13 protein-coding genes are annotated in these 20,193 nt (G+C 65.5%); all 13 read left to right on the top strand.

What is annotated here, in order from left to right:
* The first annotated feature begins 123 nt into the window (after window positions 1-123).
* The 13 genes from EJV47_RS15430 to rfbC all read left to right on the top strand — a co-directional run bounded on the left by EJV47_RS15430 (window position 124) and on the right by rfbC (window position 20,174).
* A complete protein-coding gene (locus tag EJV47_RS15430; protein WP_126694055.1) occupies window positions 124-2,190 on the top strand; it encodes a 7TM diverse intracellular signaling domain-containing protein in 2,067 nt (688 codons plus the stop codon).
* Between the two features lie 533 nt (window positions 2,191-2,723).
* Window positions 2,724-5,831 (top strand): SusC/RagA family TonB-linked outer membrane protein, encoded by a 3,108-nt coding sequence (locus EJV47_RS15425; protein WP_165903782.1) that lies wholly within the window; start codon window positions 2,724-2,726, stop codon window positions 5,829-5,831.
* Window positions 5,832-5,991: 160 nt separating this feature from the next.
* Window positions 5,992-7,497 carry a RagB/SusD family nutrient uptake outer membrane protein gene (locus tag EJV47_RS15420; protein ID WP_126694053.1) on the top strand — a complete coding sequence of 502 codons (1,506 nt, stop codon included), beginning with the start codon at window positions 5,992-5,994 and terminating at the stop codon, window positions 7,495-7,497.
* A 154-nt stretch (window positions 7,498-7,651) separates the two neighbouring features.
* A complete protein-coding gene (locus EJV47_RS15415; RefSeq protein WP_126694052.1) occupies window positions 7,652-8,917 on the top strand; it encodes a PKD domain-containing protein in 1,266 nt (421 codons plus the stop codon).
* 135 nt (window positions 8,918-9,052) lie between these two features.
* The gene (locus EJV47_RS15410) at window positions 9,053-9,916 is read left to right on the top strand and encodes a glycoside hydrolase family 16 protein (RefSeq protein ID WP_126694051.1); all 864 of its coding nucleotides are present in this window, start codon (window positions 9,053-9,055) and stop codon (window positions 9,914-9,916) included.
* 292 nt (window positions 9,917-10,208) lie between these two features.
* Window positions 10,209-11,510 carry a sugar MFS transporter gene (locus EJV47_RS15405; protein ID WP_126694050.1) on the top strand — a complete coding sequence of 434 codons (1,302 nt, stop codon included), beginning with the start codon at window positions 10,209-10,211 and terminating at the stop codon, window positions 11,508-11,510.
* A gap of 4 nt (window positions 11,511-11,514) precedes the next feature.
* A complete protein-coding gene (locus EJV47_RS15400) occupies window positions 11,515-11,988 on the top strand; it encodes a helix-turn-helix domain-containing protein (RefSeq protein ID WP_126694049.1) in 474 nt (157 codons plus the stop codon).
* 47 nt (window positions 11,989-12,035) lie between these two features.
* Window positions 12,036-14,429 carry a glycoside hydrolase family 3 N-terminal domain-containing protein gene (locus EJV47_RS15395; protein WP_126694048.1) on the top strand — a complete coding sequence of 798 codons (2,394 nt, stop codon included), beginning with the start codon at window positions 12,036-12,038 and terminating at the stop codon, window positions 14,427-14,429.
* A 250-nt stretch (window positions 14,430-14,679) separates the two neighbouring features.
* Window positions 14,680-16,077: an exopolysaccharide biosynthesis polyprenyl glycosylphosphotransferase gene (locus EJV47_RS15390; protein WP_126694047.1), complete on the top strand. Its 1,398-nt coding sequence runs from the start codon at window positions 14,680-14,682 to the stop codon at window positions 16,075-16,077.
* 244 nt (window positions 16,078-16,321) lie between these two features.
* The gene (locus tag EJV47_RS15385; protein ID WP_243651178.1) at window positions 16,322-17,098 is read left to right on the top strand and encodes a WecB/TagA/CpsF family glycosyltransferase; all 777 of its coding nucleotides are present in this window, start codon (window positions 16,322-16,324) and stop codon (window positions 17,096-17,098) included.
* Between the two features lie 281 nt (window positions 17,099-17,379).
* Window positions 17,380-18,270, top strand: a complete 891-nt coding sequence (rfbF, locus tag EJV47_RS15380) for a glucose-1-phosphate cytidylyltransferase (protein ID WP_126694046.1) — start codon at window positions 17,380-17,382, stop codon at window positions 18,268-18,270.
* Window positions 18,271-18,396: 126 nt separating this feature from the next.
* Window positions 18,397-19,533: an NAD-dependent epimerase/dehydratase family protein gene (locus tag EJV47_RS15375; RefSeq protein WP_126694045.1), complete on the top strand. Its 1,137-nt coding sequence runs from the start codon at window positions 18,397-18,399 to the stop codon at window positions 19,531-19,533.
* A 95-nt stretch (window positions 19,534-19,628) separates the two neighbouring features.
* The gene (gene rfbC / locus EJV47_RS15370; RefSeq protein WP_126694044.1) at window positions 19,629-20,174 is read left to right on the top strand and encodes a dTDP-4-dehydrorhamnose 3,5-epimerase; all 546 of its coding nucleotides are present in this window, start codon (window positions 19,629-19,631) and stop codon (window positions 20,172-20,174) included.
* The last annotated feature ends 19 nt before the right edge of the window (window positions 20,175-20,193 follow it).

The following is a 20,193-nucleotide window of genomic DNA, read 5'->3' as shown; positions in this document are numbered from 1 at the left end:
TTGTCACCTGATCTTTTTTAGCCGAATATCTTGACGATGAGCTGCTAGCCAACCGCTACCGCTCCGGTGAGCTGCCCCTGGCAGCCGCCGCGCGGGCAGCTTCCAGCCTCTCTGCCCACCACCATGCGCCCCACCACCAAGCTTCCCAACATAGCCATTCTGCCGCCGCTGGCCCGCTGCCTCGGCTGGCTCACCTTGCTACTGCTGCTCTGGCGCCCCGCCGCCGCGGCCCCGCCCGGACCCGAGCAGCAGCTCACCGTGCGCGCCGACCAGGAAGAAGTGCTCATTCTGCCCCAGCACTACAGCGTACTCGAAGACCCGAGCGGCCGCATGACGCTGAGCGACGTGCAGCTGGGCGTAAATGCCGCCCGTTTCGTGGCCGGCTCTACCATTTCCACCAACATGCAGCACCCCGGCTCGGCCTACTGGCTGCGCCTGACGGTGCGCGCCCTCGGCCCCCAGCCCCAGCACTGGTACCTGGAGCTGTACGACTCCCACATCAGCGAAGCCGTTTTCTTCCCCGACGCAGCCACCGGCCAGGGCGCCGTGCGCACCGGTGCCGACCACGCCTTTTCCTCCCGCGCCTACGGTTACAAGAACTTCCTGCTGCGCCTGCCCCAGCACCCCGACGGCACCCGCACCTACTACCTGCGGCTGCAGGCCAATTCCAAAACCAGTTTCCTGGCCCGCCTGCGCACCGAGCAGGGCCTCGTCGAGAACTTCCAGATGGAGTACGGCCTGCTGGGCGGCTTCTACGGCATCCTGCTCATCATGGTGGTGTACAACCTCTGCCTGTACTTCTTCACCCACGAGCAGACCTACCTGCGCTACGTGCTCTACGTGCTCAGCTGCAGCCTCGTGTTCTTGTCCGAAGACGGCCTGGGCTTCCAATACCTCTGGCCCGATTACCCGTGGTTCAACCAGCTGATTACCAATCTGTCGGCCCCGCTGCTGCTGCTCACCTTCAGCTACTACGCCCGCCACTTCCTCGACGCCCCGCAGCGCCTGCCCCGCTACGACCCCTGGGTACGCAACGTGGTGCTGCTCAGTGCCGCCGCCCTGCTGCTCGACGCCTTCTGGTGGCAGTCGGACCTGAGCTTCTGGCTGTATCTGCTGCCCTACGGCATGCTGTTCGTGGCGGCGGTGCGGGTGTGGCGCCGCGGTTTCCGGCCGGCCCGCTTCTTTCTGTTGTCCCACACGCTGGTCGTCGTCAGCGTGGGCTTCCTCATTCTGCGCAAGCTCGGCATTGACACCTTCACCAACGCCTTCACGGTGTATAGCATGAACGCGGCCTTCGTGCTGGAAGTGGTGATTCTGTCCTACGCCCTGGGCGAGAAAATCAAGGGTATCCAGGATGCGACGCTTAAAGCCCAGCAGCGCCTGGTGAAGCAGCTGCGCAAAAAGCACGAGGTACAGGAGCAGCTGGTGGAGCAGCTGCGGCAGAACGATGAGCTTAAGGATCAGCTCAATACCGAGCTGGAAAACCTAGTGGCCCAGCGCACCGAGGAGCTGCGCCGCCAGGGCGACACCATTGCGGCCCAGAACCGGGAGCTGCTGCAGGCCAACGGTCTGCTCGCCTTGCAGTCGGCCGCCATCGAGAAGCTCAACGGTGACCTGCAGCGCGACCTGCAGAAGGCCCAGGCCGCCCGCGTGTTGTCGCAGGAGGTGGATTTCGGCGAGTTCAGCCAGATTTACCCCGATAAGGACGCCTGCCTGAGCTACCTGGCCGACCTTAAGTGGGCCCAGGGCTACCACTGCCGCAAGTGCGGGCACGATAACTACTGCGAGGGGCGGGAGCCGCACTCCCGCCGCTGCACCCGCTGCCGCTACGTGGAATCGGCCACGGCCTACACCCTGCTGCAGAAGTGCAAGTTTCCCATCGTGAAGGCCTTCTATGCGGTGTTTCTGCTGCACACGCACAAGGGCAGCTACTCGGCCCAGGAACTCTCGCGGGTGCTGGAGCTGCGCCGCGCCACCTGCTGGAGCTTCAGTCAGAAGGTGCTCGAAGCCATGCGCCGGCAGGCGGGTGATGCGGCCGAAGACGAGAGCTGGACCCAGCTGCTGCTCGACGATACCAGCACCGAAGCCGAGGAAGTAGGAGAGGAGGAAGCCGCCGTGGCGCCGGGACTGGCGCGCAAAGTGGAGGCCTGGGTCGGCAAAGCAAAAACCACTGAAAAAAAAGTGGGCTAAACGCCCATTTTTTTTCGTGTTTTTTACCCGTCACCCCGGATTCGGGGGAATGCTGCAATCGATTGCAGTAGGGCATAAATAGGCGAAAAAAGTGGGTGGGCTAAGCGTACAGCTAAACGTGCGACGTAGGCGAAAAACGCTGATTTTGGGCTGTATGGGCATTTTTGGCTCTTGATTTTTAGAAAACAAGGCCGATATATTTGACCCAATCCCACCGCTCTTATGACTGCTCCAATAGCTGGTTGCGCCGCTTCTCCGCGAGGCGCCAACCCCGCGGCTCCGGCCGCCCGCCTGGCGCCCCCGTGCGCCGCGCCCGCGCCGCCGGGGCACGCCCGGCCAACTAGGGCGCCGCTGCCCGCCGTCGGCCACTAGCCGCCCCTGTTCGGCCCCCATTTACAAGAGTACCTGACTGCACCTGCGTTCCGGGCCCGCCTGGCCCGGAGCCCGGCTGCCTCATGCCGTTGCCGAAGCCCTCGGGCCGGCCCTGTTACACGCCATTTCTCTCAACCACACTCAACACCATTCCCACACACATGAGCTACCACTTTTACCCGTTTTCCGTACTGCGGCGGGCCGTGCCGCTAGCCGCCTGCGGGCTGCTGACGCTGGCCGCCCCCGCCCTGGCGGCTGCCCCGGCCGGCCCGGCCGCCGGGCGCGTCGTGGCCGATGTGCCCGTATCGGGCCGCGTCACGCAGAGCGACGGGGCGCCTATGCCCGGCGTCACCGTTATTGTGAAGGGCACCAGCTTGGGCACCAGCACCAACGCCGACGGCGTCTTCGCGCTGAATGTGCCCGATGGCAGTACTCTGGTTATCAGCTCGGTGGGCTACATCAAGCAGGAAGTCACCGTGGCGGGCCCCACCTCGGGGCTGACGGTGAAGCTAGAGGAAGACCTGCAGGCGCTGAGCGAAGTGGTAGTAGTGGGCTACGGCACCCAGGAGCGCGGCAGCGTGACCGGGGCGGTGTCGTCGGTGTCGGCGGAGGCAGTGAAGGCCCAGCCCATTGCCGATGCAGCCCAGGCCCTGCAGGGCCGCGTGGCCGGCGTGACGGTAACGGCCGGCGGCGGTGACCCGGGCGGTGCCGCCGGCACGGCGGTGCGCATCCGCGGCCTTACCTCGGCCGGCAACAACGCCCCGCTGTACGTGGTCGACGGCTTCCCGCTGCCCTCCGACCAGGGCGAAAACCAGCTGAACGCCATCAGCCCCAACGACATCGAGAGCATCGACGTGCTGAAGGATGCCTCGGCCACGGCTATCTACGGCCTGCGCGCCGCCAACGGGGTGGTTATCATTACCACCAAGCGCGGCAAGGCGGGCAAAACCAACATCAACTTCGAGGCTTACCGCGGCGTGCAGCAGGTGTGGCGCAAGCTGGACATGCTCAACGCTGAGGAGTACGCCGTCATCAACAACGAAAACCGCCTGGCCGCGGGTCAGCCCATCGTGGTGGACAAGCTGCGCGACCCGGCCGCGCTGGGCGAGGGCACCAACTGGCAGGACCTTATTTTCCGCCGCGCCGCCATTCAGAACTACTCCCTCTCGGCCCAGGGCGGCAGCGAAAAGGCCCGCTACGCCGTGTCGGGTACGTATTTCCAGCAGGACGGCACCATCGTCGGCTCGCACTTCGAGCGTTTCACGGTGCGCGCCAACGGGGATTTGCAGCTGGGCCGTATGCTGAAAGTGGGCAACAACATCTCGCTCACCCACCTGAATGACCGCCGCGTGGACGCTGGCGGCTCGGAGTTCGGGGTTATCAGCTTCGCCTCGCAGATTCCGGCCACCATCCCCGCCTACCGCCCCGACGGCACCTGGTACGAGCCGCTGGGCAACGTGGACAACTTCGTGGAGGAGAACCCGCTGGCCGTGGCGCTGATCGACAACAAGAAGTTCACCCGCAACCGCGTCATCAGCACCTTCTTCGCCGAGCTGGAGCCGGTGAAAGGCCTGCGCTTCCGCACCAACGTCGGCACGGACCTGATTTTCGACAACTACCGCTCGTTCCGGCCCAAGCTGGCCAACTCCCAGCGCTACACCCTGGCCGGTGCCGTGGCCAACAATACCTACGCGCCGAGCTACCTGATTGAAAACACCCTGACCTTCGACCGGCTCTTCGCCGAGAAGCACCAGGTGACGTTCCTGGCCGGCCAGTCGGCCCAGCAGTTCGACCGGCAGTTCGTGGAAGCGGCCCGCTCGGGCTACTCCCGCAACGATTTGCAGAACGTCAACAACGGCCCGATCAACGAATTCCGCGGCGCCAGCGGCTACATCGCGCCGCCCCAGCGCCTGGCTTCGTACTTCGGGCGCCTCAACTACGAGTTCGGCGGCAAGTACCTCTTCCAGGCCATTGCCCGCTACGACGGCACCTACGCCTTCGACCAGGGCAAGAAGTTCGGCTTCTTCCCGGGCGTGTCGGCTGGATGGCGCATCTCGGAGGAGGCGTTCCTGAAAGACCAGAGCACCGTGAGCAACCTGAAGCTGCGCGGCGGTTGGGGACGGGTGGGTAACGCCCTGAACGCAAACCCCTTCCAGTATCTGTACGTCATCAACTCGGGCATTCAGTACCCCTTCGGGCCCGACGGCGCCGTGAACGTGGGCGCCGCCCCGACGCGCCTGGCCAACGGCAACCTGAACTGGGAAGACAACAACCAGACGAACATCGGCCTGGACCTGGGCCTGCTCGACAACCGCATCGAGGCCGCCATCGACGTGTACAAGCGCACCTCGCCTAACCTGATTGCGCCGGTGACGCCCTCGCTCGTGTCGGGTACCTACGAGTCGGTGTCGACCAACGCGGCCAAGGTCACCAACAAGGGCATCGACTTCTCCTTGACCTCGCACAACGTGCGCGGCGAGGGCGGAGCCTTCAGCTGGACGACCACCCTGAACGTGTCGCACTACAAGTCCAACCTGGAGTCCTTGGGCCTGGGCAAGCCCTACGACGGCTACAGCTCCCGCGGCGGCGTGATTGTGCGCTACAACGTGGGCCAGGCCCCGGGCAACTTCTACGGCTTCCAGGCCGACGGGCTGTTCCAGACGCCCGAGGACGTGCGCAGCCACGCCACCCAGAACGGCGCCGCCCCCGGCGACCTGCGCTTCAAGGACTCGAACGGCGACGGGCTGATCAACGCCGACGACCGGGTGTACATCGGCTCCCCGGTGCCCGATTTCACCTACGGCATCACCAACACCGTGAGCTGGAAGGGCTTTGACCTGAACGTGTTCATCCAAGGCTCGCAGGGCAACGACATCTACAACCTGAACCGCTTCTACACCGAGGGCGCCCTCTACGGCAACGGCAGCGGCATCTCGCGGGTGCTGAACCGCTGGACCGGCCCCGGCACCAGCAACGACGTGCCCCGCGCCATTGCCGCCGACCCCAACCAGAACCTGCGCGTGTCGTCGTACTTCGTGGAAGACGGCTCCTACGCCCGCCTGAAACTGCTCACGCTGGGCTACACCCTGCCCAAGACGGTGATGCAGAAGATTTCGGCCTCGCAGATTCGCGTGTACGTCTCGGCCCAGAACCTGGTGACCTTGACCAACTACTCCGGCTACGACCCCGAAGTGGGCGCCGCCGGCATCGACCGCGGCATCTACCCCCAGCCCCGCGTAGTGCTGGTCGGCCTGAATTTAGGCTTTTAGGGTCTTGGGGGCTTAGGGTCTTAGGGACTTGGTTTATCGACCATAACCTGACGCCTCTAAGCCCCCAAGCCCCCAAGCCCCCAAGCCCCCAAAAAACAACCGGGTGAGCTTTCGTGCCCCAAGCACCTAAGCCCCCAAGACCCTAAGACCCCAATTTCTGATGATAACGGTAAAACAAACCCTGGGTACGCTGGCGCTGCTGGGGCTGCTGACGGGCTGCGGCGAGAAATGGCTCGACGTGTCGCCCAACGACTCGGTCACCGAGGAAAACTTCTACCAAACCGAAACCGACGCCATTCAGGCCACCAACGCCGTGTACAGCGAGCTGGGCAAGGCCGGGCAGTACAACTACGCCCTCTGGGGTATCGGCGACATCATGGCCGATAACTCGGTGACGGGCGGCGGCGGCGGCGGCGACGGTATTGAGTTTCAGCAGCTCGACAACTTCAACATCCCGGCCACCAACCCCGTCATCAACCGCCTCTGGGGCGGCTGCTACGTGGGCATCGGCCGCGCCAACGTGGTGATTCAGCGCGTGCCCGGCATTGCCAACATGAGCGACGCCCTCCGCCGCCGCTGCATTGCCGAAGCCAAGTTCCTGCGCGCCAAGTACTACTTCGACCTGGTGCGCGCCTACGGCGAAGTGCCGCTGATTACGGTGCCGCCCACCTCGCTCGACCAGGTGAACATCCCGCGCAGCCCCGTCGACCGGGTGTACGACCAGATTGTGCAGGACTTGACGGAAGCCTCCACCGGCAACGATTTGCCCAACAGCTACGCCGGTGCCGACCTCGGCCGCGCCACCAAGCTGGCCGCCATGGGCCTGCTGGCCAAGGTGCAGCTGACCCGCGGCAACCGCTCCGAAGCCGCCCGCGTGGCCAACGAAACCATCACGGCCGCCCGCGCCGCCGGCAAGGACCTCTGGGCCGACTACGCCGACAACTTCAAGGTAGCCAACGAGAACGGCAAGGAGTCGTTGTTTGAGGTGCAGTACGTGTCGGGCCTGAACCAGTGGACCCAGGACGGCCTCGGCTTCAGCGGCAACGAGTTCTTCGGCCCCCGCGGCCAGGGCCTCACCCCGCAGGGCGGCTACGGCTTCAACATTCCCGAGGCCGAGTTCGTGAACGGCTACGAAACCGGCGACCTGCGCCGCGACGTGACCATCTGGAAGCCCGGCGACGCGTACCCGGCCGGCAGCACTTCGCCCTCGCAGCCGGCTTCCCTGCCCGGTTCGCCCAACGGCTACGGCCTGAAGAAGTGGTTTGTGGGCAAGACCAACACCAACATCTGGGACTCGCCGCTGAACATTCCGGTGCTGCGCCTGGCCGATGTGTACCTCATCCTGGCCGAAGCTGACGGCCCCACGGCCCGCGGGCTGGAGGCCATCAACCGGGTGCGCCGCCGCGCCTTTGGCCTGCCCCTCGACCAGCCCTCCACCCGCGACCTGACGGCTAGCACCCCGAACTTCACCGACGCCGTCATTCGGGAGCGGCGCTACGAGCTGGCCTTCGAAAACGACCGGTGGTTTGATTTGAAGCGCACCGGCAAGCTGCTGACCCTGCCCGCCCTGCAGGCCAAGGGCGTGAAGCCCTTCAACATCGTGCTGCCCATTCCGCAGTCGGAGCGCGACGCCAACCCCAACCTGACGCAGAACCCCGGCTACTAACCCAGTAGGAGAGAGGCGGCCGCCGCGCCCCTGCGCCGACGGCCGCCCGCTGCCTTCCCCCAACCCTGCTGCCTGCCCCTGCGCTGCCCTCTGCGGGCGGCTGCCCGGTGCGCTGTTGCCGCGCTATTCCCCTTCGTTTCAACCTCACACGCCCATGACTTCTTTATTCTCAACGATATACCACCGCCCGGCCGCTTGGCTGCTGTTGGCCGGCGCCTGCTGCGCCCTGAGCGCCTGCGAGCAGGAAGAAGGCAAGCTGGACGGCCCCGCACCGGCCGCCAGCTTCACCGTGCAGCTGAATACCGCGCAGTACCCGGTGGTGGCCACCTTCACCAGCACCAGCCAGAATGGCTTCCTCTACCAGTGGGACTTCGGCGACGGCTCCTCCCTGGAGTCGCGCGAGACGGTGACGCACACCTACACCCGGCCCGGCACCTACACCGTGAAGCTGGCCGTGGCCGGCCGCGGCGGCACCAGCTTCGTGCCGCAGACGGTGACCATCCCGACGGCCTGCTCCAACGCCGCCTTCGGCGTGCTGGCCGCCTGCTCGGGCTCGGGCTCCACGTCGTGGACCTTCAGCGACCAGGCCGGCGCCATCAAGCGGCTGTCGGCCTCGGGGGCGGTGCTGTCCTCGTCGGCGGCTCCGCTGCCGGCCTGTCAGGCCGACGACCAGTTTTCGTTCACCAATAACTTCTCGTACGCCTACGACGCGGCCGGCGGCACCTACGCCGGCGGCGCCTGCGGCACGGCCCGCAACAGCAACGGCGCGTTCGTGTTCCGGCCCAACGGCAACCTGGGCCAGATCGTGCTGCAGGGCCGGGGAGCCTTTATCGGCCTGCCCGACTCGGTGAGCAACAAAACCTACGACATCCTGGAGGCCACGGCCACCCGCCTGCGCCTGCAGGGCACCAACCCCGACGGCACCAAAACGGAGGTGACGCTCATGCCCCAGCTGTCGGCCATCGACCGGGCCAAGCAGCTGCTGACCGGCGGCTCCTCGCGCACCTGGGTGCTCGACAACACCCAGCCCGCCGCCATCGTGGTGGGCCCCGACGACGCCAACCCCACCACGTACTACCCCGGCGGCGCGGCCGGCTCGCTGCCCGCCTGCCAGGCCGACGACGAGTTTACCTTCACCACCGCCAACCAGTACACCTACAACGCCCTGGCCGAAACGCTGGTGGCCGGCGGGGCGGGCTGCTCGGCGCCGCGCTCGGGCACCTCGGCCTTCACCTTCGGGGCCGCCACCGGCGCCGGCATTGCGCAGTTTGAGCTGACCTCGCCCACGGCCTTTATCGGCGTGACGGACGCGGCCAACCGCATCTACCGCATTCTGTCCATCGACAACACGCACATGGTGCTGCGCGTGGGGCCGCCCTCGGGTGCCGTGGTGCACACCATGAAGCTGCGCGTGAAGTAATTCCTGGTAGGTGGAAGTGGGTATCAGGTAGTAAAAAGCAGGGCCGGTTTTCGGCAGCTCGAATCTTTCGGTGCCGCGCCCCAGTTACCTGATACCACTTTCCCACCGCCCAATACCTACTACCAAGTATCCCTGATGTTTCTGCTTCCGACCACCCTGCTCCGCACCGCCGCCGGCCTGGGCCTGGCCCTGGGCCTGACGGCCTGCACCGAGGAGCCGCCCAAGCCCATTCCCCAGCCGGCCAAGCCCGAGCCCAACGCCGCCGCCCGCGAGTTTGCGGCCTACACCCAGCTGGTAGCCAGCCACAGCGACGAATTCGACGGCGGCGGCCTGGACCCGCAGAAGTGGACCTACGAAGTGCAGGACGACTGGTACAACCAGGAGCTGCAGGCCACCACCAACTCCACCAACAACCTGTACCTGCAAAGCGGCGAGCTGCACATTCAGGCCCGGCGCGAGCAGCTGCGGGCCAAGCAGTTCACCTCGGCCCGCATCGTCACCAAAAACAAGATGAACTATGGCTTCGGCCGCCTCGACGTGCGCGCCAAGCTGCCGAAAGGGCAGGGCATCTGGCCCGCCATCTGGATGCTGGGTACCAACGACGGGCAGGTGGGCTGGCCGGCCTGCGGCGAAATCGACATCATGGAGCTGCGCGGCTCCCAGCCCGACGTGAACGTGAGTACCGTGCACTACGGGGCCAACACCGCCAGCCACCAGTACAAGGGCACCACCTACCGGCTGCCCACCGGCGACTTTTCGCAGGACTTCCACACCTTCTCGCTGATCCGCAGCGAAAACCAGCTGCGCTGGTACGTCGACGGCACGCTGACTTACACCATCACGCCCAACGACGTGGCGCCGTACCCCTTCAACAACCCGTTCTACGTCATCCTGAACGTGGCCGTGGGCGGGCACTTCGACGGCAACCCGTCGGCCTCGGAGCCCTTCCCGAAGGAAATGGTGGTGCAGTACGTGCGCTTTTATCAGTACCCGGAATAGCGTTGATAGTGCTTCGTGCTTAGTTATTGGTGCCTGGTGCTTAGGTCGTTCTGGCGGGCCTGCATGAACAAGCCTGACCGCACGGCCAACCAGGCACCAAGCACTACCAACCAAGCACCAACCCCCCAAAACGGGGCGGCCCGCGGCAGACGAGAATAGACTGGCCAGGTTGTGGGACCGGCCTTTCTGGGAACAGGGGCGTCTGCCGGGGCCGCACCCACTGGGGCGGTTTGGCCCTGCCTCCGCCGGTCCGCCGGCGCGTTTTTCCACCGACTTTCTTTTCGACCAGCTTATGGCCGCTCCCGTTATTTCCGCTACTTCGCCGCCCGCGGCCTCGGCCACCGGCCCGCAGCCGCGCTACGGCTCCGCCCTGGCTTCGCTCACGGTGCTGTTCTTTATGATGGGGTTCATCACCTGTCTGAATGACATCCTGATTCCCTACCTGAAGGCGGTATTCCAGCTCAGCTACACCCAGGCCAACCTTATCAACTTCTGCTTTTTCGGCGCCTACCTGGTGATGGGCGTGCCGGCGGGGCTGGTGGTAAAGCACCTGGGCTACAAGCGCGGCATGCTGGTGGGCTTCGTGGTAGCGGCGCTGGGGGCGTTTTTGTTTTACCCCGCCGCGGCCAGCCACACCTTCGGGCTGTTTCTGGGCGCGCTGTTCGTGCTGGCCACGGGCATCGTCACCTTGCAGGTAGCCGGCAATCCGTACGTGGCCATCCTCGGTCCGCCCGAAACGGCTTCCTCGCGCCTCACGCTCACCCAGGCCTTCAACTCCCTGGCCACCTTCCTGGCGCCGCTGCTGGGCTCGGCCCTCATCCTGACCAACCTGCCCAAGCTCGACAAACTCTCGGCCGCCGCTGCCGCCGCGCTGGATGTGTCGCCGGTGCAGCGCCTGTACCTGGGCATCGGGGCGGTGATGCTGCTCATTAGCGGGGCGCTGGCCTTCCTGAAGCTGCCGCAGATTACGCACGCCCCGGCCGCCTCCGGCGACACCCGCCGCGCCTGGCACTACCGCCATTTGCTGCTGGGCCTAGTGGGCATCTTCACCTACGTCGGTGCCGAAGTGGCCATTGGCTCGCACATCGTGAGCTACCTGGAGCAGCCCGAGGTGCTGGGCCTGAGCGCCGCCGCGGCCGGGGTGCGGGTGTCGCTGTACTGGGGCTGCGCCATGGTCGGCCGCTTCCTGGGCATCGGGGTGCTGCGCGTGGCCCGGCCCGCCCGGGTGCTGACGCTGACTGCCGTGGGTGCCGTGGCCTTGGTGCTCATTTCCATCAATACCACCGGCGCGGTGGCCATGTGGACGCTGCTGGCCGTGGGGCTGATGAACTCAATTATGTTCCCGGTCATCTTCACGCTGGCCGTGGCCGGCCTGGGCCGCCACACCGAGGACGCCTCCGGGCTGCTGTCGGCGGCCATTGTGGGCGGGGCCATCATTCCGCCGCTGTTCGGCATGGTGGCCGACAGCCAACTGGGGGGCGGCGGCGTGCACGCCCTGCGCCTGGCCTTCCTGCTGCCGGTCGTGTGCTACGTGTACATCGGCTGGTACGGCCTGCGCGGCCACCGGCCCGATTTTACCTCTTACTTGGCGTAGCAGTATGGGCCGCCACCGTGACTCGCTCCGCCTCGACGTGGCCCAGCGCGCGGCGCTGCTCCACTACCTGGCCCGCCCCGACCTGGACCCGCGCCAGCGCAACCGCGCCGAAACCCTGCGCGACTGGGACGCCGCCCGCCCCGTGGCCGACACCGCCCGGCGCCTGGGCATGACGGTGGGCCGGGTGTACGCCCTGCGCCGCCTGTTCCGCCAGCAGGGCCTCGACACCTACCTCAACGCCCCGCCCCAGGGCGGCGCGCCCACCAAGCTCACCCCGGCCGTGGAAGAGGCCCTGGCCGGCCTCATCAGCGGCCCCGAGGCGCCGCAGGCCCGCCACTGGCCGCTGCGCCGCCTGGCCGCCTACCTGGTGGAGCAGGGCTGCACCGCCTCCATCAGCCCCGCCACCGTGGGCAAGGCCTGGCAGCGCCTGCGCCGCCTGCTGCCCGCCGACGCCCCGGCCACCGCGCTGGCCTCCTAGCGCCGCTGGCTTCTTTCCCGATTTCTCATTACCTGATTTCCCCGGCGATGTACCTCCAACGACTTGCCCTGCTCACCCTGCTGACCGGCGCCCTGGCTTTCGACGCCCAGGCCCAGAAGCAAAAAACCAAAACCAAGACCAAGGCCAAAGCCGCCCAAAGCAGCACGCCCGCCCCCAGCGCCGCCGACGTGGAACGCCGCGTGGAAGCCCTGCTGGCCCAGATGACGCTGGAGGAGAAAGTCGGGCAGATGGCCCAGGTGACCCTGGACGTGGTGGGCGTGGGCTCCAACCGCTTCAGCAGCGCCGAGCCCTTCGCCGTGGACCCGGCCAGGCTGCGCGACGCGGTGGTGAAGTACAAGCTGGGCTCCATCCTGAACGCGGCCAACAACCGCGCCCGCACTCCGGAGGTCTGGGCCCGCATCATCCAGCAGATTCAGGCCGCCGCCGCCGAAACCCGCCTGAAAATCCCCGTCATCTACGGCATCGACGCGGTGCACGGGGAGACGTACACGGCCGGCGCTACCATGTTTCCGCAGCAGATAGCCCAGGCCGCCGCCCGCAACCGCCAGCTGGTGCGCCGCGGGGCCGAAATAACGGCCTACGAAACCCGCGCCTCGTCTATTCCCTGGGCCTTTTCGCCGGTGCTCGACCTGGGCTCCGACCCCCGCTCCCCGCGCCAATGGGAAACCTACGGCGAAGACCCCTACCTGGCCGCCGAGCTGGGCCGCGAGGTAATAAAGGGCTACGAGGGCGAGCAAAACAACGTGAACGACCCCACGCACGTGGCCGCCAGCCTCAAGCACTTCATGGGCTACCAGGTGCCGCAGTCGGGCAAGGACCGCACCAACGCCTACATTCCGCTGGAGTCGCTCTACGAGTACCACCTGCCGGCTTTCAAGGCCGCCATTGATGCCGGGGCGCACACCATCATGATCAACTCGGGCCTGATCAATGGGGTGCCCATGCACGCCAACTACGACATCCTGACCAAGCTGCTGCGCGAGCGGCTGGGCTTCCAGGGGCTTATCGTGACGGACTGGGGCGACATCGACAACCTCTACAAGCGGGACCACGTGGTCGGCAACGTGAAGGAAGCCATTGCCCTGGCCATCAACTCGGGCATCGACATGGGTATGCTGGCCTACCAGTACGAGGAGTTCTGCGACAACCTGGTGGCCAACGTGAAGGAGGGCAAAGTGGCCCAGGCCCGCGTCGACGACGCGGTGCGCCGCATCCTGCGCCTGAAGCTGAAGCTGGGCCTGTTTGAGCGGCCGGTGACCTTCCCCAAGGATTACCCCAAATTCGGCAGCCCCGAGCACGAGCGGGCCGCCTACGACATGGCCGCCGAAGCCATTACCCTGCTCAAGAACCAGAACAACGTCCTGCCGCTCAAGAAAACGAGCAAGGTGCTGGTGACGGGCCCCAACGCCAACTCCATGCGTGCCCTCAACGGGGCCTGGACCTACTCCTGGCAGGGCGAGAAAGTGGAGGATTTTGCCGCCAAGTACAACACCATCCTGGAGTCCTTGCAGAAGGAAATCGGGGCCCCGAACGTGCGCTACGTGCCCGGCGTGAGCTACAACCCCAAGCAGGACGGCAAGTACTACGACGAAACGGCCGACCGCATGGACGAGGCCGTGGCCGCCGCCAAGGACGTCGACGCCGTTATCCTGTGCCTGGGCGAGAACAGCTACGCCGAGAAGCCCGGCGACCTGAACGACATGACCCTTTCGCCCCTGCAGATTGAGCTGGCCCGGCGCCTGGCCGCTACCGGCAAGCCCGTGGTGCTGGTGCTCAACGAGGGCCGCCCGCGCGTCATTTCGGCCTTCGAGCAGCAGATGGCGGCCGTGGTGCAAACCTACCTGCCCGGCAACCACGGCGGCGAGGCCCTGGCCGACATCCTGTTCGGCGACGTGAACCCCTCCGGCAAGCTGCCCTACAACTACCCGCGCTACCCCAACGCCCTCGTCAGCTACATCCACAAGTACGCCGAGGAGCAGAAGAAAGGGGAGGGCGTGTACAACTACGAGGCCGACTACAACCCGCAGTGGGAATTCGGCCACGGCCTGAGCTACACCTCCTTCCAGTACGCCGGCCTGGAGCTCGACAAAACCTCCCTCACCAAGGACGGGCAGCTGACGGTGAAGGTGCAGGTCACCAACACCGGCCAGCGCGAGGGCAAGGAGGCCGTGCAGATGTACACCAGCGACCTGGTAGCTTCCCAGATTGCCCCCGACGTGCGCCGCCTGCGCCGCTTCGATAAGGTGAGCCTCAAGCCCGGCGAAACGAAAACGGTGACCTTCACCCTGCCCATGCAGGAGCTGAGCTACACCGGCCGCGACGGGGAAAAAGTGCTGGAAGCCGGCGAGTTTGAAATCCGCATCGGCAACCAGGTGAAGAAGTTCACCCTGACTGATTCGGGCTCGGCCTCGGCCAATTAGCCTGCGCGCCACGACGCCAACAGCGCATAAAAAACTAAACGCCCCGGCCAGCAATGGCCGGGGCGTTTGGCGTTCTGGCCACCGGCGGAGTTGCACAATCGGATACGAATGGTATTTTATATAAATTAAGTATAAAATAATATTGTTTAAAGCCTAAAATGTTCTTTCTTAGCCAATGTAAAGCAGCCGGCAGTCGGTCGGCTTGCTGAGTCCCAAATCTTGTCTCCCGTAGCTACCTCTCCGCCTCGTTATGGAACGCTACCGTCACTACTCCGATGCCTCGCGCATCGTGCTGCCCGTCGTGGACGTGCTGCTCATTTTGGGCGCCTTCCGTGTTGCCGGCTTCATCACCCTCGGCAACTGGTCGTTCGGGGGGCTGTTTCCGGCCCTGTACGCCGTATTTGCGCTGCTGTGGTGGATTCTCTCGGGCCATTACGCCAACGTGTACCGCGTCGACAAGCTCATTACCTACCCCGAGAAGCTGCTCTACGTGGTGCGCACCTTCCTGCTGCACGCCGTGCTGCTCCTGACCGGGGCCGTGCTGCTGCAGCAATATTGGGTACCCGCCCGCTTCCTGGTGTCGGCCTACACCTTGTCGGTGCTGGCCGTGGTGGCCGGGCGCTTTGTCATCACCTTCTCGTACCGGCGCTACGTGCAGTATCTGGCCCGGCCCATCAGCCGCTACGTCATCGTGGGGGTGGGGGAGAGTGGGCAGAGCCTGTACCGCTTCCTGATGTCGCACGACCCGGACGGCAACCAGTTTGCCGGTTTCTTCGCCGACGAGCCCATCCCGGGTGGGCTACGGCCCCTGGTGCGCGGCCGCCTCGACGAGCTGAAAGCCTACTGCCAGCAAAGCCAGATCGACGAAATCTACTTCTCCCTGCCCCTCGACCGGCACGCGCTGATTGAGGACCTCTCGCGCTTTGCCGACGAGCATTTCCTCTCGTTCCGCATCGTGCCCGATTTCAGTGGCACCGTGCGCAAGGACGTGAACGTGTACTTCTACGACCACCTGCCCATCCTCACCATCCGGCACGCGCCGCTGGGCATCCGCACCAACCAGGTGCTCAAGCGCCTGTTCGACATTGCCTTCTCCGGCGCCGTCATCCTGCTGGTTTTCCCCTTCATCCTGCCCGTGCTGGCCCTGCTCATCAAGCTCGATTCGCCCGGGCCGGTGTTCTTCAAGCAGCTGCGGCCCGGCAAGCGCAACCAGCTGTTTCCGTGCTACAAGCTGCGCACCATGCGCCAGGGCCACGGCCGCAGTGAGCTGCAAGCCACCAAGAACGACGTGCGCGTAACCCGCGTGGGCGCCTACCTGCGCAAGTACAACCTCGACGAGCTGCCCCAGTTTTTCAACGTGCTGCTGGGCCACATGTCGGTGGTCGGCCCGCGGCCCAACATGATTTCCCAGCTCGAAGAGTACAGCAAGCACATCAGCCAGTACCAGCTGCGCCACGCCGTGCCACCCGGCATTACGGGCTACGCCCAGGTCAACGGCTACCGCGGCGAAACCCGCGAAGCCGGCACCATGGAAAAGCGCGTGGAATACGACCTGAAGTACATGGAAAACTGGTCGTTCGGCCTCGACATGAAAATCATCGGCCAGACCGTGTGGAACATGGTCCGCGGCGAAAAGAATGCCTACTAAACGGTGAAATAGTGAAGTGGTGAAATGGTGAGTTTGCTGTGCTGACTGCACATACTGCGCAGTTCCGCGCCTTCTGAACGTCAACTCACCATTTCACCAATTCACCAACTCACCACTTGCTTCCCCGGAGGTGGACCGGGGTGTCAAAGTCCTGACCGGGCGCTTCGGACTTACCGGAGCGGGTTCCGGTCAGGGCTTTGAACCCCGGCCGCCGCCGCGGCTTCCGCCTTTACCTGCTCCGCCCGTGCTGCCCCGCTACCCCGTCCTCGATTCGCTGATTTCCACTGGCCCGCCCGCCGCCTTCGTCGATACCGTGCTGCGGCTCGGGGCGGCCCGCTCCTCGTCGTACGTGTGCTTTGCCAACGTGCACATGGTGGTGGAGGCCCACCGCCAGCCCGATTTCGGGCAGGTGGTCAACCGCGCCGCCGTGGTAGCCCCCGACGGCAGCCCCGTGGCCGCGGCCGTGCGCTGGTTTGGCGGCCCCGTCCAGCCCCGGGTGGCCGGTATGGATACGCTGCCGCTGCTGCTGGCCGAAGCCGAGCGGCGGGGGCAGTCGGTGTATTTCTACGGCACTACGCCCGCGGTGCTCGGGGCCATCGAGGCCCGCATCCGGCGGGAGTTGCCCGCGCTGCGCCTGGCCGGCCTGCACGCCCCGCCCTTCCGCCCGCTCACCCCCGAGGAAGACGCCGCCGACGTGGCCCGCATCAACGCCGCCGACCCCGATTTGCTGTTCGTAGCCCTGGGCTGCCCCCGGCAGGAAGAGTGGATGGCCGCCCACCAGGGCCGCGTGCGAGCCTGCATGCTAGGGGTGGGCCAGGCCTTTATGACCTACGCCGGCCTGGAGCGCCGCCTGCCCGCCTGGGCCCGGCGGCTGTGGCTGGAATGGGCCTACCGCCTCTGGCTGGAGCCGCGCCGGCTCTGGCGCCGCTACCTGCTCACCAACTCCCGCTTCCTGTGGCTGATGGCCCGACAAGGCGTGCGGCAGCTGGTTAATCCGCCGAGTGAGCCGGTGGCGTGGTAGAATCACATTCACAGTTCGCTTGGCAGCTGAAAACGGTGCAGGCGCCCTCTTTTATCCAAGAGGTAGCCTTGCGACAGAAGGAGTGGGACGATTAGCGCGAGTATTATGTATTATTCTAATTATGATTATACTTTAAAAAATATTTGATGATATTTATTATTTATAAATTATAATTAAAAATACCTTTAGTTATACTGAGTGATGAGCAAGACGTCAGGCCCTGATTCCGAATAGCGCCTTCTGGCCACCTCAGCCTTTCTCCACCATTTACCGTCTGCGCGATGAAAGCAGTACTACTCGCCGGGGGCTACGGCACCCGCATCAGCGAAGAAAGCGGCATCCGCCCCAAGCCCATGGTCGAAGTGGGCGGCAAGCCCATCCTGTGGCACATCATGAAGATCTACGCCCACCACGGCATCCGCGACTTCGTGGTGTGCTGCGGCTACAAGGGCCACCTGATCAAGCAGTATTTCTCCGACTACTTCCTGCACAGCGCCGACGTGACGTTCCGCATGGACCGCAACGAAATGCAGGTGCACCGCCACCACGCCGAGCCCTGGACGGTGACGCTGGTGGATACCGGGCAGGAAACCATGACCGGCGGCCGCCTGCGCCGCGTGAGGGAGTACATCGGCGACGAAACCTTCTGCATGACCTACGGCGACGGCGTCGGCGACGTGGACATCCGCGAGGCCATCCGCTTCCACCGGCAGCAGGGCGTGCTGGCTACCCTCACGGCCGTGCGCCAGCCGGGCCGCTTCGGGGTGTTCAACCTGGCCGACAACTCCGGTACCATCAATTCCTTTACCGAGAAGCCCGAGGGCGGCGAGACGCCCTGGATCAACGGCGGCTTCTTCGTGCTGGAGCCGGGCGTGTTCGACTACCTCGAAAACGACGGCACCATTTGGGAAAAAGCCCCGCTGGAGCGCCTGGCCGCCGCCGGCGAGCTGGCCGCCTACCGCCACCACGGCTTCTGGCAGCCCATGGACACGCTGCGCGACAAAAACCTGCTGGAAGACCTCTGGAACAGCGGCAAGGCCCAGTGGAAGCTCTGGGGCGACGAGCCCACGCCCGCCCACGAAGACCCCGTGCTGGCCGAAATCCTCCGCTCCCCCGTGCAGGCCCCCCAAGGCCAGCGCGTAGCCAGCCCCACCGTGCTACCGATTGACTAAAAAGGGCAGGAGGGTATGAGGGTAGGAGGGTAAGAGGGAAAAGAGTCTGCTCCAGACCTGACTCCCCGATTCGACTCCTAAACTCCTTCCCTCACACCCTCATACCCTAACCTCCCTCCACCTCGCATGAAACGCATCCTGATTACGGGCAACATGGGCTACGTGGGGCCGGGCGTGGTACGCCGCCTGCGCCAGGCCTTTCCCGGCGCCGAGCTGATTGGCTACGACCTGGGCTTCTTCGCGCACTGCCTCACCGGGGCCGAGTGCCTGCCCGAAACCCGCCTCGACCGCCAGATTTTCGGCGATTTGCGCCACTTGCCGCTCGACTTGCTCACGGGCGTCGACGTGGTGGTGAACCTGGCGGCCATCAGCAACGACCCGATGAGCCACGCCTTCGAGGAAGTGACGCTGGCCGTCAACCACCGCGCCGGCATCGAGCTGGCCCGCCGCGCCAAGCTGGCCGGGGTGCGCTCCTTCGTGTTTGCCAGCAGCTGCAGCATGTACGGCGCCGGCGCCGACGCCCCGCGCCCCGAAACAGCCGTGCTCAACCCGCTCACCGCCTACGCCCGCTCGAAAGTGCTCAGCGAACAGGACCTGGCCCCGCTGGCCGACGACAACTTCCGCGTGACCTGCCTGCGCTTCGCCACCGCCTGCGGCTGGAGCGACCGGCTGCGGCTCGACTTGGTCATCAACGACTTCGTGGCCGGGGCCGTGGCTACCGGGCGCATCAACATCCTCAGCGACGGCACACCCTGGCGCCCGCTCATCCACGTGCAGGACATGGCCCGGGCCATCGAGTGGGCCGTGGAGCGGCCGGCGGCCAACGGCGGGGCCTTCCTGGCCGTGAACGTCGGCGCCGACAGCTGGAACTACCAGGTGCACGAGCTGGCCGCCGCGGTGGCCGCCGCCGTGCCCGGCACCGCGGTGACGCTCAACGCTGAAGCCCCGCCCGACAAACGCTCCTACCGCGTCGATTTCAGCCTGTTCCGCCGGCTGGCGCCCTTCCACCAGCCCCAGCGCACCCTGGCCGACACCGTGGCCGAGCTGCGCGACAACCTGCTGCGCATCGGCTTCCGCGACGCCGATTTCCGCGCTTCCCAGCTCATGCGCCTGCGCGTGCTGACGGCCCTGCGCGAAGCCGGCCGCCTCAACGAGCAGCTGGAATGGCAGCGCAGCCCGGTCCCCGTCGCCGCCCGCCCCACGCTCACCGCCGAACCCGAGCTGGTAAGCGGTGAAATGGTGATTGGTGAAATGGTGAGCTGACGGCCTGGCGGCGCAATGCTGCGCCAGCTACGTCGTCCGCGCACCAGCACATCAAACTCACCATTTCACCACCTCACCATTTCACCTCCTTCGCCATGATCTTCACCGAAACTGAACTTGCCGGCGCTTTTATCATCGACGTGGACCGCATGTCGGATGAGCGCGGCTTCTTTGCCCGCAGCTGGTGCGAAGACGACTTTGCCGCCCACGGCATCCTCACCCCGCCGGTGCAGGCCAATCTTTCCTCCAACCCCAAGCGCGGCACCTTGCGCGGCATGCACTACCAGCTGGAGCCCTTCGGCGAAACCAAGCTGGTGCGCTGCACCCGCGGCGCCATCTACGACGTCATCGTGGACGTGCGCGAGGAGTCGCCGACCTACGGGCAGTGGCTGGGCGTGGAGCTGACGGCCGATTCCTTCCGCATGCTCTACGTGCCGGCCCGCTTCGCCCACGGCTTCGTCACGCTGCAGGACAATACCGACGTGTGCTACCAGGTGTCGGCCAAGTACGCGCCGGGCTACGAGCGGGGCATCCGCTGGAACGACCCCGCCATCGGCATCGAGTGGCCCATAACGCCCACGCTGATTTCCGATAAAGACCGAAAACACCCCGATTCCCAGCTGCTGGTGCCGCACGCCTAGCGCGGTGCCGCGGCTTGCA

Origin of the sequence: Hymenobacter gummosus (assembly GCF_003970915.1) — a bacterium.
In the GTDB taxonomy this organism is placed as follows: Bacteria; Bacteroidota; Bacteroidia; order Cytophagales; family Hymenobacteraceae; genus Solirubrum; species Solirubrum gummosum.
The sequence above is the reverse complement of the archived record's forward strand: the minus strand, read 5'-3'. Positions and strand labels throughout refer to the sequence as shown.